Here is a 15,886-nt window from a genome sequence, read left to right as displayed (position 1 = left end):
CCCCGCTGGCCACTTGACGAGCTTGCGGGACGGACACCCGGGCCTGCGCGAAGGACATGGCGATATCTCCTGGATAGAGAAATAATAACTGCCGCGACAGCAAATATTTCGGCGCGTTCTACCGGCATAATTCTGTATTGATGCTCTTACTACTAAATATGTCGCAAAAGTAGCGAGGATAATTACTTAGACGCGGACAAGGACGATCGCTTTCTGCAATTCGGAGTTCCCGGCGCACCGCAAGAGCATGCGCTTGATCTGTAAGCTGACAATGTGGGTGGGCGGCTGCCTTCGCAAAGACCACCGTGGTGCCTCGGGGCTAGCGGACGCTGAACCGAGATTCCTGCAGATCGACCTCGCGCACCAATTTGCGGATCAGTTCCTCCGCCAGCTTGCCCGAATGACCGATGCGATAGAGCTCCTTGCGCTCGGCGCCAAGGGCAACGAGGCGAAGCTTGCGCTCGATCGCATCGACCTTCCGGGCGAGATCGTTGTCCTTGCTGGTTTTCAGCCGGGTCTCGATCCGCTGCCGGTAGTTTTCCATGAGCTGCGCGCCGATTTGCATGTAGAGGTCGGCATCCTCCCTTTCCTTGCCCGTCTGGCGCAGATCGTGTTCGAGCGCCTTGATCGCCGCCTGCGCCGCCGCAAGGCGTGCCTCGTCCTCTTCTTTCTGGGGCCGCGTGTCCGGCGGCAGCGTCATACCCTTCATCACATAGGGCAGTCCGATATTCGCCGCGATCAGCGACATCAGGATCGCGCCGGCCGCCAGGATGATCGCAAGATCGCGCGCCGGGAACGCCTCGCCATCCAGCAGCGTCAAAGGCAGGGTCATCACGCCGGAGAGCGTCAGGGCGCCGCGCACACCGGCCAGCGACATCGCCGCGATCACGCGCCAGCCGGGTGTCTGGACCGTCTGCCGGCTACGGGCCGCGCGAAACAGGATCAAGCCGAGCGTCGCCCACGCCCACAAGGCCCGCAGGGCGATGAGCACGCAACTGATGGCCACGACATAGATCAGCAGCCGCAACTCGCCTTGCTGCGCCGTTTCGTGGATCACCTGCCCCGCGCCGGCGACAATGCCGGGAAGCTGCTGTCCGAGCAGCACGAAGATCGCGCCGTTGCCGGCGAATTGAACGGCGTCCCACACCGCGGTGCGGCGGATGCGCGTGATCGCCAAAGCCCGTCCGGTCCGCTCTTCGTAGCTCATCACGATTCCGGCGGCGACGGCCGCCAGAATACCCGATGCCTTCAAATCCTCGGCCACGATATAGGCCACGAACGGGATGAGCAGGCTGACCAGGATCTGCGTCCCCGTCTCCTCGCCGAAGTGCCTGGAGATCCAATCCTTCACCACATTCGTCAGCACGCTCACGAGGACGCCGACCGCGATGCCGCCCGCCGCCAGCCAGAGGAAGATGGCGGAGGCCTCGACGAGGGAGAAGGTGCCGGTCACCGCGGCGGCAACCGCGAAGCGCAGGCATACCAGGCCCGACGCGTCGTTCAGCAGCGACTCGCCTTCGAGGATGTGCATCAGCCGCTTGGGGATGGGTGTCCGCGCGGCGATGGCGGACACGGAGACCGCATCGGTCGGCGAAAGAACCGCGGCGAGCGCGAATGCGACCGCCAGCGGCATCGCCGGAATCATCCAGTGGATGAAGAAGCCGGCTCCGATGACGGTGAACACGACCAGGCCAAGCGCGAGCGCGACGATCGTCCATTTGTCCTGAAACAATCCTTCCTTCGGAATGCGCCAGCCGTCGAGGAAGAGCAGAGGCGCGATGAACAGCAGCAGGAATATCTGCGGATCGAGCGCGATCCGGAAGTTGAAGGTGAAGGCGATCAGGGCGCCGAGCGCGATCTGGACGAAAGGAAGAGGCAGCGGCAGCGGCGCCATGCGCACGATGGCGCTGCTTGCGACGACGGCGGCCAGAAGAACCAGGATGATCGTTATAGCTTCCAAAAAGCCGCTCCCTAAAGCTCGTTGCCCCCGCCTCGAGGACACGTGCGGGGTTTCTCGCAAGCCGGACGCTCTCATTGCAATGGCTGGCTTGCAGCGCGGCAAACGGGCGGTGCTTCCATCGCCATCATGCTCTGAATCGTCGTTCCGGCGATCGTGGCGACGCTCGGCGTAGCTTGATGGCACCGCGCTTCCAACGCCGGACCCGTTAGCAGCGCGATCACCCAACAGCGGCTCAAGGCAATCCAAGCTCGCCACTTGTCGTATTGCTGTCACGTTTGGCTTTAGAGTCAATTTGACGTATTATAGTTCGTTGGTAGCTCGGGTGGGGGGCACCTATGCAATTGGCAGCGCTGCAGAAGGCAGCGGCACAAGCAATTGTAAATATTTTCGAGACTGGGTCGATTAAGGGCGACTACAGCAACGTCACCCTCATGTCTGGCGACACCGGATTGCTCACCTATGGGCGATCCCAGACGACGCTCGCAAGCGGCAACCTCGCGCTCCTGATTCAAGACTATTGCCAGCGCCCCGACGGCCAGTTGAGCACTGACTTCAAGCCCTATCTTGCCAAACTGGAAGCATGCGATCCGGCGCTGGACCATGATCTCGCGCTCCGCAGCCTGCTGAAGGACGCGGGCGACGATCCGGTCATGCGCGAGGTCCAGGATAGCTTCTTCGATCGCGTTTATTGGGATCCCGCGGCGCGTTCCGCCGATGCGCTGGGCGTTCAATCGGCGCTGGGCGCCGCGATCGTTTACGACAGCACCGTGCACGGCTCCTGGGCCCGCGTGCGCGACCGCACGAGACAGAAATACGGCGAGCTTCGCGATATCGGCGAGGACGCCTGGATGGGCCATTACCTCGATACGCGTCGCGCCTGGCTGGCGTCCTCGCCGAACGCGCTTCTGCACAAGACCGTCTATCGGATGGACGCACTCAAGCAGATCGCCAAAGCCGGCAACTGGACGCTCAACCTGCCGCTTCAGGTTCGCGGCCTTACCATCTCGGCGGAGGCCTTCAACGTCGGCGATCCGGTCAAGGTGCCGGCCGAGGGTACGCCGCGCCGCCAACTGCGCCTCAAGAATCCGCCGATGACCGGCCCCGATGTCAGCTGGCTCCAACAACGCCTTACCCGCGCCGGAATCCGCGTGGCGGATGATGGGACTTTCGGCGCCGCGACCGACGCGGCCGTTCGGGCTTTCCAATCGGCGAACGATCTGAAGGCTGACGGCATCGTGGGTCCGGTGACACGGACCCTGCTCGAAGACATGCCGCTGTCGGCGCCGGCTTCGCCGGCCACCGCCGTCGCGGACGAGCCGATGCCCGCCATGGCGCAGCCTCGACCGGTAGCGCCGCCCGCCGCCGCGCCGGCTCCGTCAAGCGGCGATCCGTCCTCCGATATCAAGCAGCATGTCAGCGCCGAGGTGCAATCCGGCGTCCAGAAAATCCAAAAGAGCATCGCGGACGGGCATAAGGAGCTGATACGTCAAGTCTCGACCGAGCGACCGGCCGCCGTTGCCGCCTCGCTCCCCGACGGCAAGGCGATCAGCACCGTACTGGAAAACGTGATGGCCAAGAGCCGTCCGGTGCTTGCCGCGACCGCCAGTGTCGCCATCCTGGGTCTTGCCCAGGCGCGCGATGCCATTGCCTGGGTTCAGGCCGGGCCGTGGACGTCTGCGACCAAGCCAGGCGCCGCCTTCAGTACCGTGGCCGTGCCGAACCTTCCCCAATCGACCACGGACTTGTCGTCATTTCTGTCGCACGCGGGCGCCTATGCGCAGGCGATCGCCGAAGCCATCCCCAACGAATGGCTGTTCCGCATTCGGATTCTTGCGCTGGCGCTGATCTGCTACGCGCTGTACCGCCTGGTCGCCTCTCGCATCGATTTGAAGAAGGTCCAAAGCGCGCTGGCCCAGGCACAGGCCGACGAAAAGACGGTCGAGAACATCGCGCACGATATCCAGAGCCAGCTTTCATAGGCGCGGCGGGGCGGGGGCCATGGCAGAGTTGAGTGCGGCGGACGGGCCAACCGGGTCGGACGAGTCAATACCGGTCCGGGCCTATGGCGCGGGGGTCTATACGATCCTTCTTGCGCGCGTTCCGCTGCTCGTTTCGCTCGTGCTGGTCTTCATCCTGTCGGACGTCGCAATTCCGGACTCGATGCGCGAAGCATTGCGCTACTCGATCGTCGACCAGCCGTATCAATTGGTGGTCATCGCCGGAGCCTTGCTGCTCGCCTGCCTGGCGATTCGCTACACGGGCGAAGCGATGATCGAACTCGTGGCGCCCGAGCTCTATACCGGGATCGGCAATTCGCGCCTCCTCGCGAATCTTCTGCCGCGGTTTCTGCCTGTCGCGGTCGCGGTCGCGACGGGCATCCCGATCCTGCAACTCGCCCTGGAGCAGAATGCGCTCGCAACGGGAGCACAACGGACCATCGCCGGAATCGCCGGCCTGGGCTTTGCCGCCATCGGCTTCGCCGTCGCGGCGCTGCCGAAGGGACCGGCATCGCGGCCGCTGACGACCGGCAAGCCCACGCTGCTCATAACGTGGAGCTTCGCGCTTTTCCCGCTGATGCTTGCGATCATGTTCGCCGGCGCGATTCTCGGGATTTGGCGGAGCGGCACCGGAACCGCCTATGACGCGGTGGAGCGTTATATCGCGGCGTTCGTCGGGCTCCTCGACGACGGCTCGTCGCCCAACGGCCTGCTGGGAAGGCTGGTGCACGATCCGAGCGGCGCGCCGATCCTGCGCTATCAGCCTTACATTCGCGCCGCGCCTTTCGCGGTTTCCAACGTATCGCCGCTGCAGGTCATTCTCGAACTGATCTCCCTCTACGCCGGCTGCATCGCGGCGCGGCTCGCGACCGCGATCTTTCTCGATTTGACCGTGCCGCGTCTTGGAACCGGCGGACGCATCGCGCGCGATTTTCGCCGATGGCTGCCGCGGCTGGCGTCGATCGGTCTCGGCTTCGCGCTCGCCGGGCAGTTGTTCTACGTCTATCTGAGACCCTCGGCCAAACTCGGTTTGTCCCAGACGGAAATCTTCTCCGTATGGGCCATCGGCGCGCTCTATGCCGCCATCAGCGTGCTGGCGAGCCTTGGCGCCGGCAGCGTGTTCGCCGCGAGCGGGGCGCCGCGCGAATCCCGAAGCGTCGGACGCCGGTTTACGGGCGCCGCGGCCCGCATTGTCGCGCTGGATATCCGTTGGCGCTGGTTTATCGGGAGCCTGTTTCTGATTGGCGTCCTGATATTCCTGCTGTTCGTCGATCTGCGCAATTTCTGGATCGCGCAATATCTGGGGCCGGCCGCCGTCATTCTGCTCTGGGGCGCCGCGGCGTCGATCCTGTTCTTTCATCTCGCCTATCTGTCGCACATGACGCGGCTCCCGCTGCTGATCATCCTGCTGGTCGCCGCGATCACTTTCGCCGGCTTCGACCTGAACGACAATCACGAATTGCGCATCGTCGATACGGCGGCGGTGAGTGGCACGGTTCAGCCCGACCGCCGGCCGGATCTGGACTTCGCCGGCTGGATCGCAAGCCGGCGCGACTGGAACGCCTATGATCACTATCCGGTCTTCCTGATCGCGACCGAGGGCGGCGGAATCCGCGCCGCCTATTTCACCGCATCGGTTCTCGCCGCCCTGCAGGAACGCTGCCCGGCGTTTGCACAGCACACGCTGCTGATCAGCGGCGTGTCGGGCGGCAGCGTCGGCTCCGCCGTTTTCGCCGGCCTCGCGGCCGACCATGCCCGCAATCTGGCGGCGCCCGGCTGCAATATCGACGGCCTCGCAAAGACCGGCGCCATCGTCGCGCGGGCGCGCACGACATTGTCGGCCGATCTGCTCTCGCCCCTGCTTGGCGCAACGCTGTTTCCGGATGCGCTCCAACGGCTCGTTCCGGTGCCCATCGAGCAATTCGACCGATCGCGCGCGATCGAATACGCCATCGAGGGCGCATGGGCAAAAGCGACGACCGGCAATTGCGGCCTCTGCGACCAGTCGCGGATGGCGGAAAACGCGCTCAATCTCTACGGGAGCCCCGCCTCTCAAAGCGCGGTGCCCTATCTCTTCCTGAACACCACGGAGGCCGGGACCGGCCGCGTCATTCCCTATGCGACGGTGCACCTGCCCGGGCTCGCGACGCCTTTCCGCGACAAGGCGCAAATCGACGAGGGCGCGTTCGACAATGTGAAGCCGGCGCCCAGCCAGATCGAGCGGCTGACCCTGCAGGACAGAATGGTCGACGACCGGATTCCCCTGAGCACCGCGGCCGTGGTCAGCGCGCGATTTCCGTATCTGACGCCCGCCGGCCGGCTTTCCTATAGCGGAGGCCACTATGTCGACGGAGGCTATTTCGAGAATTCGGGGACCTGGCTGCTCTCCGGCATGGTCCAATATCTGATCGGCCAGCAACTTTCCTATCCCACCGGCAAGAGCGCGCAGCTCGACGCAGCGCGCAACGCCGTTTTCATCGTTATCGTGATCCAGTCCGAGCCGTGCACCCGCAACTCCATCGAGACCGGCTGCGACGAAGACGCAACGGCTTCCGACAACAGCTGGAACGAGATGCTCTCACCGCTCCGCGCCCTGTTGTCGACGCGCGACGAACGCGCCGAATACTCGCTCGACAGTTTGGGAGCCGTGTCCGCGCTCGTGGAGCAGCTCACGGCACAGGGCGCCGCGCCCGCGCAGGCCGCCGCGAGCGCCAATGACGACATCGGATGCGACTACCGCGTCTGTGCCGTGACCTTGCGGTTTCGCAACCACACCAGAACGGAGATCCCCCTATCCTGGGTGCTCTCGAGCAACGGCCGACAGTCGATGGACAATGCCGTGGACGGCATGGAATCCGCGAGCGTCCGGACGAAACCGCCGACGACGAGCATTTCGACGCAAGACGACGATCAGGACGTCGATCGCGTGCTCGGTTCCTATCGACGCGTCCTGTGCACGCTCGCCGCGCGGAAAAACGCGACGGGTTGCGCACCGGCTTCCGGCCACTAGAGCCGCATTCGCCTGGTTCGAAGACGTGCCACGCAATCTGACGGCGCCGCCGGATCGCGGTCTAGAAATCCGTCAGGAGAAAAGCGGGCTGCCTGCAAAGATCGACGCGCTGCTTGAGGATGCGATGGCCGTCCTCGAACACCACCTTGAGATCGTAGAGGCACTCAGGGGTCGCGTGGAGCGAAAGCGTTACGCTTTTTTGCACGCCGAGATTCCTGCGATTGAGCAGATCGAGCGGCCAAGCCTCCGCCCCAGGCGCTTTCGCCTGGAGGGACACTATTGCCGTCCGGGTGCCGTTCTTGATCGTCACCTCCCGTGACAAGCGGTTGAAGCCCGTGGCGGCGACCGTGACGCCCGACAAAACGCCAATCAGCGAAATGCAAGCAATCGCTCTTGTCCAGTTCGACCTATTGACCATTGCGTTACGCGCTCCCCAGCCAAGCCCCGACAATGATACACGCAAAGAGCGGCGTTGGTGAAGGACGGACCGGGTAGAACACCCAGCGCTTTATCCAGGAAAGCACGCCGTCGACGCCAGCGAGGCCCGGATTTTTGCCATTCAGGTCGGTCGGCGCAAGCGGCGCTTCGGATGGCGTTTTGCGCCATTCCCGCTCCAACCGGTTGATGCGCTGGTACAGGGCCGTGTCCGAGTCCAGCTTCGCTCATGTGGGGCGCCATGTCTTGGCGACTCATCGTCGATGTCGCCGAATATTTGTGATGCGCCGGCCACGATTAGCTGACATCGTTCGTTCAAGTCGGACAGCCGCCAACGGGCGATCTGACGGAAGCGCGCGCGTCCCGGCACTGGCGGGCGTTGCCGGCGGCAAAGTCGCATTCGGCAAGTTCGGCGGCGAGGATGCATATGGACCTGATTTGCTACCTTCACCCCGGATGGGCGCCGCTTATTCGGCCGGCGCCCGCGACGCGCCGCTGGATGGACGAAACGCCGGAGGCCTTCGCCTATCGATGCCTGCCGCTCAATATCGCCAACGCTCACGGCTGGGAGGTACTCAGCCCCTGCGCGTTCGACGCCATCTGGAACGGCGAAGCGGGTGTGGACGCGATTACCATCCGGCCGGAGCAAGGCGCCAAGCCGGAAAGCGTTCCGGTATCGCTGTTCGGCCAGGGCGTGATCACCTTCCACATCGAGGGAATCTTTCGCACGCCGGAAGGATGGAACCTTTGGGTGGGCGGATCACCCAACCGGGCGAAGAACGGCATCTCACCCCTGACCGGGATCGTCGAGACCGACTGGTCGCCGTTCACGTTCACCATGAATTGGCGCTTCACGCAGCCCGGCCAATGGGTCCATTTCGACGCGCTGGAACCGATCTGCTTCCTCTTTCCCCTCCAGCGGACGGCGATCGAAGCTTTCACGCCGAAATTCGAGCCCCTGGAAGCCGATCCGGCGACGATGGAGCGATTTCGGGCCTGGAGCCGGGCGCGCGACGAATTTCATCAGCGCATGGCGACCAACCCGCCCAGCGCACCGGCGGACCGCTGGCAAAAGCACTACTATCGCGGCGTCGACGCCAGCGGCGAGAGCCTCGCCAAGGATCATCGCGCCAAGCTGCGGTTGCCGCGGTTCGACCGGAGCGCCGCGCCCGCTGTCCCCGCCGCGCCGGACGATGACGCTCCGCCGCGAAAGGCGGTGCAACCGCCCCTCCCCGCGAACATCCCGGACGCATCCGAGGGGAACGCCGCGCTGCGTCTGGCCCTCGCGAAACGCGAATGGCTGTTGGAAGCCTTGGAGCGCCAGCGCGACCTGGCGCCCGGCCTGACTACCATCGAGCGGCGTTCCGGACTCAGCACCGAAGAGTTTCTTGAGCGGTACTACGCGGCGAACCGGCCGGTGATCCTGACGGGCGAAATGGCGGACTGGCCAGCCCTGGCGCGCTGGACGCCGGATTACCTCAAGACCGCTATCGGCGCTCGGCCGATCGAGTTCCAGGGCGGACGCGTCGGCGATCGGCAATTCGAGCTGAACAAGGACGCCCACCGCCAAGAGGCGCCCTTCGATGTTTTCATCGACCAGATCCAGCGTCCCGGCGCGGGAAACGACGCCTATCTCACCGCCTACAATTCGGAGCGCAACGCGGACGTCTTATCGGGATTGCATGGCGACCTTGGGTTTTTGGACAAGTTTCTCGATCGCCAAGCCGCGGTTCCCCACGGAATGATGTGGATCGGTCCCGCCGGCACCGTGACCTCCCTCCACCACGACCTCACCAACAATTTCATCGCCCAGATCGTCGGCCGCAAACGCGTCAGGCTCGCGCCCGCCGCCGAGGTCGGCAAGATCTATAACGTCCGGCATGTATTCAGCGAGATTCCGGATCTCGAAGATCCCGACATCGATCTGGCGCGCCACCCGCGTCTGGCCGGGCTGCGCTTCTACGATGTGCTGCTTGCGCCGGGAGAGATTCTCTTCATGCCGCTGGGCTGGTGGCATCAGGTAAAGTCGCTCGATTTCAGCGTGACCATCACCTTCACGAATTTCCGCTGGCGCAACGACTTCCACGCCGACTATCCGCGGGGCTAGCAAAACGCTCAAAAAGCGGCGGACTGCGCGGAAAACGGGCGCCAAATAAATGGTCGGCCCTGTGCAACCATAATTCGTAGCCAGCCGTTGAGCCTATGTTCGGTTGATAGGCCGGTAATGCTCTCGCGTACGCTGTGGCTGCGGTTCTGGCCGTCTTTCCGGCCGGATGACCTGTCGCCCAGCGTCTTCGCCAGGCGATACCGGCTTTCTCGGTCACAGGCTCCGCTCGAAGCACGCGCCATGACGGGCGCGCGGTGGAACGGCTGTGCGCCCTCGCCAAACCTCGGAATGAATCGGTCGCCGCGGACGTCGACCGCAAACGTTCCCCAAACGATAGTTCCAATATTTGGAAAATAAATACAAGATCGCAGTCTGCAAATACGAATTATTCCTTAACTTGTCGAATGTTAAATATGGAGAAGGGCAAATGAAAATCAGATTGGTTTATGGGTTAATACTTCCGGTGATCATGCCAATGGCACTAAGCAACAATGCTGCCGGTCAGGCCATCGTGCCCGGCCAAAGCTCGCAGTTGCCGCCGGCTCCTGTCGCGCCACAGGCGATCCCCGATGTCCGCATCGAGCATCGCGGCGCCCCGCCGGAGACCGGACCGGTCGGGCCTTCCGTCGTGGTCAATGCGTTGCACATCACCGGCGCAACGCGGTTCTCGGAGGCGCAGCTCATCGCGGTGACGGGGTTCACGCCGGGGCACGAGGCGAATCTTTCCGACTTGCGGCACATGGCCGTGGCGATCACCGACTTTTACAACGCGCATGGCTACGTCGTCGCCCAGGCCTATCTGCCGGCGCAAGAAATCAAGGACGGCGTGGTGACGATCGCAGTGATCGAGGGCCGCTATGGCGCGGTGAAATTGCGCAATCAGTCCAAAGTCCATGACGGCGTGGCGCAGGACATCCTGGACGGCCTGGATAAAGGGGATCTCGTCGAGGCGGGGCCTCTCGATCGCAGGCTTTTGCTGCTCTCAGACCTTCCCGGCGTCGATGTCAGATCTACGCTGAGCCCCGGCTCCGACGTCGGCACCTCCGATTTGCTGGTCGACCTGAACCCCGGCCCTACGGTCACGGGCGAAATCGATGCGGACAATTACGGCAGTCCCTACACCGGCGCCTATCAGGGCGGCGGGACCGTGAACTTCAACGAGCCCTTGGGATGGGGCGACGTCGCCAGCGTGCGCGTGCTGACCTCCGGCGACGGCATGCAATACGTCCGCGGCTCGTACCAGGGACAACTGGGCGACGTGACCGTCGGCGCAGCCTACGCCTATTTTCACTACCGCCTCGGCAAGCAGTTCGAGATCCTGGACGCGAATGGCTGGGAACAGGCCGCCAGTCTCTATGCCAGCTACCCGGTGATTCGATCGTATGACGACAATCTGCGTGTACTGGTCGACGCCGATCACCGCATCTTCCAGGACCGGATCGATGCCTTCTCGACCGTCACCGACAAGACGGCGAACGTGGTGACCCTCGGCGTGACCGGCGACCACCGCGATTCCCTCGGCGGCGGCGGCTGGGACAACTATTCGCTCTATGTCTCCATCGGCAATCTCGACATCAAGACGCCGCTGGCGCGCGCGCTGGACGCGGCATCGCTGCGAACCCAGGGCGGATACAGCAAGCTGAATTTCAGCGTGGATCGGCTGCAGACCGTCTATGGCCCCTTCGAGATCTTCGCGGGCGTCAGGGGACAGTTTGCGGGCAAAAACCTCGACATCACCGAGAAGATGGAACTGGGCGGCGCCTATGGCGTACGCGCCTATCCGGAAGGCGAAGACTATGGCGACGAGGGCTACGTAGCCACGTTGGAAGGGCGGGTGTGGCTCCCCAAGGTGTGGGACGAGCTTCCGGGCCGGATGCAGTTTGTGGGCTTCGTCGATACGGGCTGGGTCCGGTTTGACAAGTCGCCCTTCTTCCCCGGCCCGAACAGCGCGACGCGCAGCGGTGCCGGCGTCGGGCTCAACTGGGCGGACAACGACGATTTCGCGGTCCGGCTAGCCTACGCCCACATCCTCGGTTCGAAGCCGATCTCGGCGCCGGGTACCGGTCAGTTCTGGTTCGAAGTGGTGAAGTTTTTCTAATGTCGGCGCGTCGGCATGCATACGCGCGATACTTTTGTCAAAGGACACGCCTATGCATACCGAACGCCAGCCCATTCGAGCCCCCGTCGTCAGCCGTCACGGCGCCCGTCCCGCGCCCGCCGTCTCGCGGTGGAAGAACGTTCTGAACAACACCACGGCCGTCGCCGGGATCCTCTACCTGACGCTCGCCTCGACCGCCCAGGCCATGCCGGCGGGCGGCGTGGTTTCGGCGGGCAGCGCGAGCATCACCAGCGCTCCGGACGCCCTCACGATCCACCAGTCGAGCCAGAACGCGGCGATCAACTGGCAGAGCTTCAGCGTCGGCCGCGCCGAATCCGTCACCTTCGTGCAGCCCAACACAAGCTCGGTCGCCCTCAATCGGGTGGTCGGCGGCGACCCCTCGACGATCCTCGGCAGCATATCGGCCAACGGCAACATATTCCTGGTCAACCCCAACGGCATTCTGTTCGGCCGCGGCGCCCAGGTGAATGTCGGCGGCCTCGTCGCTTCGACGCTCGACATCACCGACGCCAACCTCATGGCCGCACGCTATCAGTTCGCCGGAACCGGCGGCGCGGTGCGGAATGACGGCGCGATCACCGCGGATGGCGGCTATGTCGCCCTGCTGGGCGCCAATGTCGGCAACAACGGCGTGATCTCCGCCAAGCTGGGAACCGTGGCCCTCGCCGCCGGCAACGCCATGACGCTCGACGTCGCGGGCAACGGCCTGCTGAACGTCACCGTCGATCAGGGCGCGATGAGCGCCCTGGCGCAGAATGGCGGCCTGATCCAGGCCGATGGCGGCCAGGTGCTGATGACGGCGCAGTCGGCAAGCCAGTTCCTGCGGGCGGCGGTCAACAACACCGGCGTCGTCGAGGCGCGCACCCTCGAGAACCGCAGCGGCACGATCCGGCTGCTGGGCGACATGCAGAACGGCACGACGAACATAAGCGGAACGCTGGATGCCAGCGCGCCCCAGGGCGGCAATGGCGGGGCGATCGAGACCTCGGCCCAGACCGTCAATATCGCGGACGTCGCCAGGATCACCACCGCCGCGCCCCTGGGGCTGACAGGCACCTGGCACATCGATCCGCAGGACTTCACCGTCGGCGGCACCACGGGCAACATCTCCGGCGCCACGCTGTCGGCCCTTCTGGTCACCAACAGCGTGACGATCGACACGGTGGATGCGCCCGACACGACGACGCCCGGCACCCCGCCCACATCCGGCCTTCACTCAACCACACCCGGCAACGGCGACATCAACATCAACGAGGCCGTCAGCTGGACGGCGGCTCCCACCACCACCACGCTGACGCTGAACGCGGCGCGCGACGTGAACCTGAACGCGGCGATCACCGCCACGAACGGCAACTTCGTCGTCTGTTGCGGCCGCGACATCAATCTGAACGCGGCCATCACCACGACCAATGGCAGCGTCCTGCTGAGCGCCGGACGCAACGTGTTCCTGAACCCGGTCGGCTCCATGACGACGACCGATGGAAACGTCACGATTTGCGCCGCGGTGGACATCACGGTGGACGCGGCGATCACCCTCACCGGGGGGGCCGCGATCCCCGCTCAGAGCCTCGGCCTGACCCTCGGCCTGCTGATGATCGCCGGCAATGGCGGCACCGGACCGGGCGTCGCCGGCGGCACGCTGATCTTCGTTCCCCTCGCCCCCCGCACGACCGTCACGGGCCCGAATGCGCCGGTCACCATCAACTACGATCCGGTCTCCTACGCCGCGCCGACCGATTATTCCGTCAATTTCACCCTGACCGGCGGCGCGACGCTGACCCAGCACATGCTCGTGTTCCCCGACGGCGACAAGGTGTTCGACGGCACGACCGCGACAACGCTCACATCCCTCAAGAGCACCCCCGACAGCGGCACCCCAACCGGCGTCACCCTGGTTGCCGGTCCCGACGCCACCGCCGCTTTCGACGACCCGAGCGTCGGGACCGGCATCGGCATCACCTATTCCGGCTACAGCCTTACCGGCCCCAATGCGGCCCTGTACGCCCTGCCGGTTTCCTGCTGCGTGCCAGGGTCAAGAACCGCCGGAACCATAACCCCGGCTATAACACCTCCGCCGACACCAACACCTACGCCTACGCCTACGCCTACGCCTACGCCTACGCCGACTCCGACTCCGACACCAACTCCGACACCTACGCCTACGCCTACGCCGACTCCCACCCCGACACCAACCCCGACACCTACGCCAACACCCACACCCACGCCGACTCCCACGCCGGCGCCGACTCCAACGCCTACTCCGACTCCGACTCCGACTCCGACTCCGACACCGACACCGACACCGACACCGACACCGACACCCACGCCAACGCCGACTCCCACGCCTACACCGACACCAACTCCCACACCGACGCCAACTCCGACGCCGACTCCCACACCGACACCGACGCCGACGCCTACGCCGACCCCCACACCAACGCCGACGCCAACGCCCACGCCGACACCGACGCCTACGCCGACCCCCACTCCGACGCCGACTCCCACACCGACACCGACACCGACGCCTACGCCGACTCCGACTCCAACACCGACCCCCACACCAACACCGACGCCGACACCGACACCGACGACGCCGCCGATTGTGATATCTGAGGTCCCTTCCCCGGCGATCGAGATGATCGGAGGCGTGGAGTTCGCCGTGCTCGGCGGTGGCGTCAGAATGCCGGTCCAGCCGGTAGCGCCAACGCCCGTGGCGCCCGCGCCCTATGTGGCGCCGGTGTATCCGCCCAAGCAGGATCGCTACTAGGGCCCGGGTCCGATCGGACGCAAAGCGGAGAAGTCATGAGGATCAACACTGGAATTCGCCTGGCCCTAGCGGCGGCCGTGCTGGCGTGGCCGACCCTCGCTTCGGCGGGTGACGCTCCGCGCTTCGCCATGGCCGACGAGGCAATTCCCGCCAACTCCGATACGTCCACGCGGCTTGCGCCATCGTCACCAGCGGGCAAGCCCCAAGGAGCGAATTTCCTGGGAGAAGTCGCCTCGAACGACGCGCGGCTCGTTGCCGATTGGGTGGTGGCCTCGGGTGACAATCACGGCCTGCCCTTCGCGATCGTCGACAAGATCAGGGCGAAAGTATTCGTCTTCGACAATGTTGGGCAGTTGCGCGGCGCCACCTTCGCGCTTTTGGGCACGGCCCGCGGCGACGACTCCGTTCCCGGCATAGGCAGCCGGAAACTATCGGCGATAGGTCCGCAAGACCGAACGACTCCGGCGGGCCGGTTCGTGGCCGCCCTCGGCCACGACTTCAAGCAGGACATTCTCTGGATCGACTACGGCGCTTCGATCTCCATGCACCGCGTGATCACCGGCAATCCCGGCGATCATCGATTGCAGCGATTGGCGACGCCTTCGCCGCTCGACAAGCGCATCACCTATGGCTGCATCAACGTTCCGGTGAAATTCTACGAAGACGTCGTGCTCAAGACATTCACCGGCACGAACGGCGTCATCTACATCCTGCCGGAGATCAAGAAGATCGCGGATGTTTTCGCGATGTCCGGCGTCAAGGCCCCCGATCGGTAATACGCCCACATCCTCGGTTCGAAGCCGATCTCGGCGCCGGGTACCGGTCAGTTCTGGTTCGAAGTGGTGAAGTTTTTCTAATGTCGGCGCGTCGGCACGCATACGCGATGCTTTGTCAAAGGACACGCCTATGCATACCGAACGCCAGCCCATTCGAGCCCCCGCCACCGGCCTTGACGGCGCGCGTCCCGCGCCCGCCGTCTCGCGGTGGAAGAACGTTCTGAACAACACCACGGCCGTCGCCGGGATCCTCTACCTGACGCTTGCCTCGACCGCCCAGGCCATGCCGGCGGGCGGCGTGGTTTCGGCGGGCAGCGCGAGCATCACCAGCGCTCCGGACGCCCTCACGATCCACCAGTCGAGCCAGAACGCGGCGATCAACTGGCAGAGCTTCAGCGTCGGCCGCGCCGAATCCGTCACCTTCGTGCAGCCCAACAGAAGCTCGGTCGCCCTCAATCGGGTGGTCGGTGGCGACCCCTCGACGATCCTCGGCAGCATATCGGCCAACGGCAACATATTCCTGGTCAACCCCAACGGCATTCTGTTCGGCCGCGGCGCCCAGGTGAATGTCGGCGGCCTGGTCGCTTCGACGCTCGACATCACCGACGCCAACCTCATGGCCGCACGCTATCAGTTCGCCGGAACCGGCGGCGCGGTGCGGAATGACGGCGCGATCACCGCGGATGGCGGCTATGTCGCCCTGCTGGGCGCCAAT

Annotated in this window: 9 protein-coding genes; 6 read left to right on the top strand and 3 right to left on the bottom strand. The window is 64.6% G+C overall.

Features of this window, described 5'->3' with window-relative positions:
• Window positions 1-319: 319 nt before the first annotated feature.
• Complete coding sequence (locus tag WDM86_03500; GenBank protein MEI9989081.1) at window positions 320-1,960, bottom strand: Na+/H+ antiporter; 1,641 nt, start codon at window positions 1,958-1,960, stop codon at window positions 320-322.
• Window positions 1,961-2,301: 341 nt separating this feature from the next.
• Between WDM86_03500 and WDM86_03495 the strand changes: the two genes are divergently transcribed.
• Both WDM86_03495 and WDM86_03490 read left to right on the top strand, forming a co-directional pair.
• The gene (locus WDM86_03495; GenBank protein ID MEI9989080.1) at window positions 2,302-3,939 is read left to right on the top strand and encodes a peptidoglycan-binding protein; all 1,638 of its coding nucleotides are present in this window, start codon (window positions 2,302-2,304) and stop codon (window positions 3,937-3,939) included.
• A 19-nt stretch (window positions 3,940-3,958) separates the two neighbouring features.
• Window positions 3,959-6,967: a hypothetical protein gene (locus WDM86_03490; GenBank protein ID MEI9989079.1), complete on the top strand. Its 3,009-nt coding sequence runs from the start codon at window positions 3,959-3,961 to the stop codon at window positions 6,965-6,967.
• Window positions 6,968-7,028: 61 nt separating this feature from the next.
• Here WDM86_03490 and WDM86_03485 read toward each other — a convergent pair whose 3' ends face one another.
• Window positions 7,029-7,385, bottom strand: coding sequence for a hypothetical protein (locus tag WDM86_03485; GenBank protein MEI9989078.1), 357 nt, complete (start codon window positions 7,383-7,385; stop codon window positions 7,029-7,031).
• A 438-nt stretch (window positions 7,386-7,823) separates the two neighbouring features.
• Here WDM86_03485 and WDM86_03480 point away from each other — a divergent pair, with 438 nt between their 5' ends.
• From WDM86_03480 to WDM86_03465, 4 genes are all read left to right on the top strand, one after another.
• The gene (locus WDM86_03480) at window positions 7,824-9,509 is read left to right on the top strand and encodes a DUF6065 family protein (protein MEI9989077.1); all 1,686 of its coding nucleotides are present in this window, start codon (window positions 7,824-7,826) and stop codon (window positions 9,507-9,509) included.
• Between the two features lie 346 nt (window positions 9,510-9,855).
• On the top strand, window positions 9,856-11,607 hold the full coding sequence (locus WDM86_03475; GenBank protein ID MEI9989076.1) for a ShlB/FhaC/HecB family hemolysin secretion/activation protein: 1,752 nt from the start codon (window positions 9,856-9,858) through the stop codon (window positions 11,605-11,607).
• Window positions 11,608-11,659: 52 nt separating this feature from the next.
• The gene (locus WDM86_03470) at window positions 11,660-14,395 is read left to right on the top strand and encodes a filamentous hemagglutinin N-terminal domain-containing protein (protein ID MEI9989075.1); all 2,736 of its coding nucleotides are present in this window, start codon (window positions 11,660-11,662) and stop codon (window positions 14,393-14,395) included.
• 35 nt (window positions 14,396-14,430) lie between these two features.
• On the top strand, window positions 14,431-15,171 hold the full coding sequence (locus tag WDM86_03465) for a hypothetical protein (protein ID MEI9989074.1): 741 nt from the start codon (window positions 14,431-14,433) through the stop codon (window positions 15,169-15,171).
• Between the two features lie 252 nt (window positions 15,172-15,423).
• Here WDM86_03465 and WDM86_03460 read toward each other — a convergent pair whose 3' ends face one another.
• Window positions 15,424-15,678 carry a hypothetical protein gene (locus tag WDM86_03460; GenBank protein MEI9989073.1) on the bottom strand — a complete coding sequence of 85 codons (255 nt, stop codon included), beginning with the start codon at window positions 15,676-15,678 and terminating at the stop codon, window positions 15,424-15,426.
• Window positions 15,679-15,886 lie beyond the last annotated feature (208 nt).

It is taken from the genome of Rhizomicrobium sp. (assembly GCA_037200045.1).
Classification (GTDB): domain Bacteria; phylum Pseudomonadota; class Alphaproteobacteria; order Micropepsales; family Micropepsaceae; genus Rhizomicrobium.
Note: the sequence above shows the minus strand (reverse complement) of the source record. Positions and strands in the feature narration are given on the sequence as shown.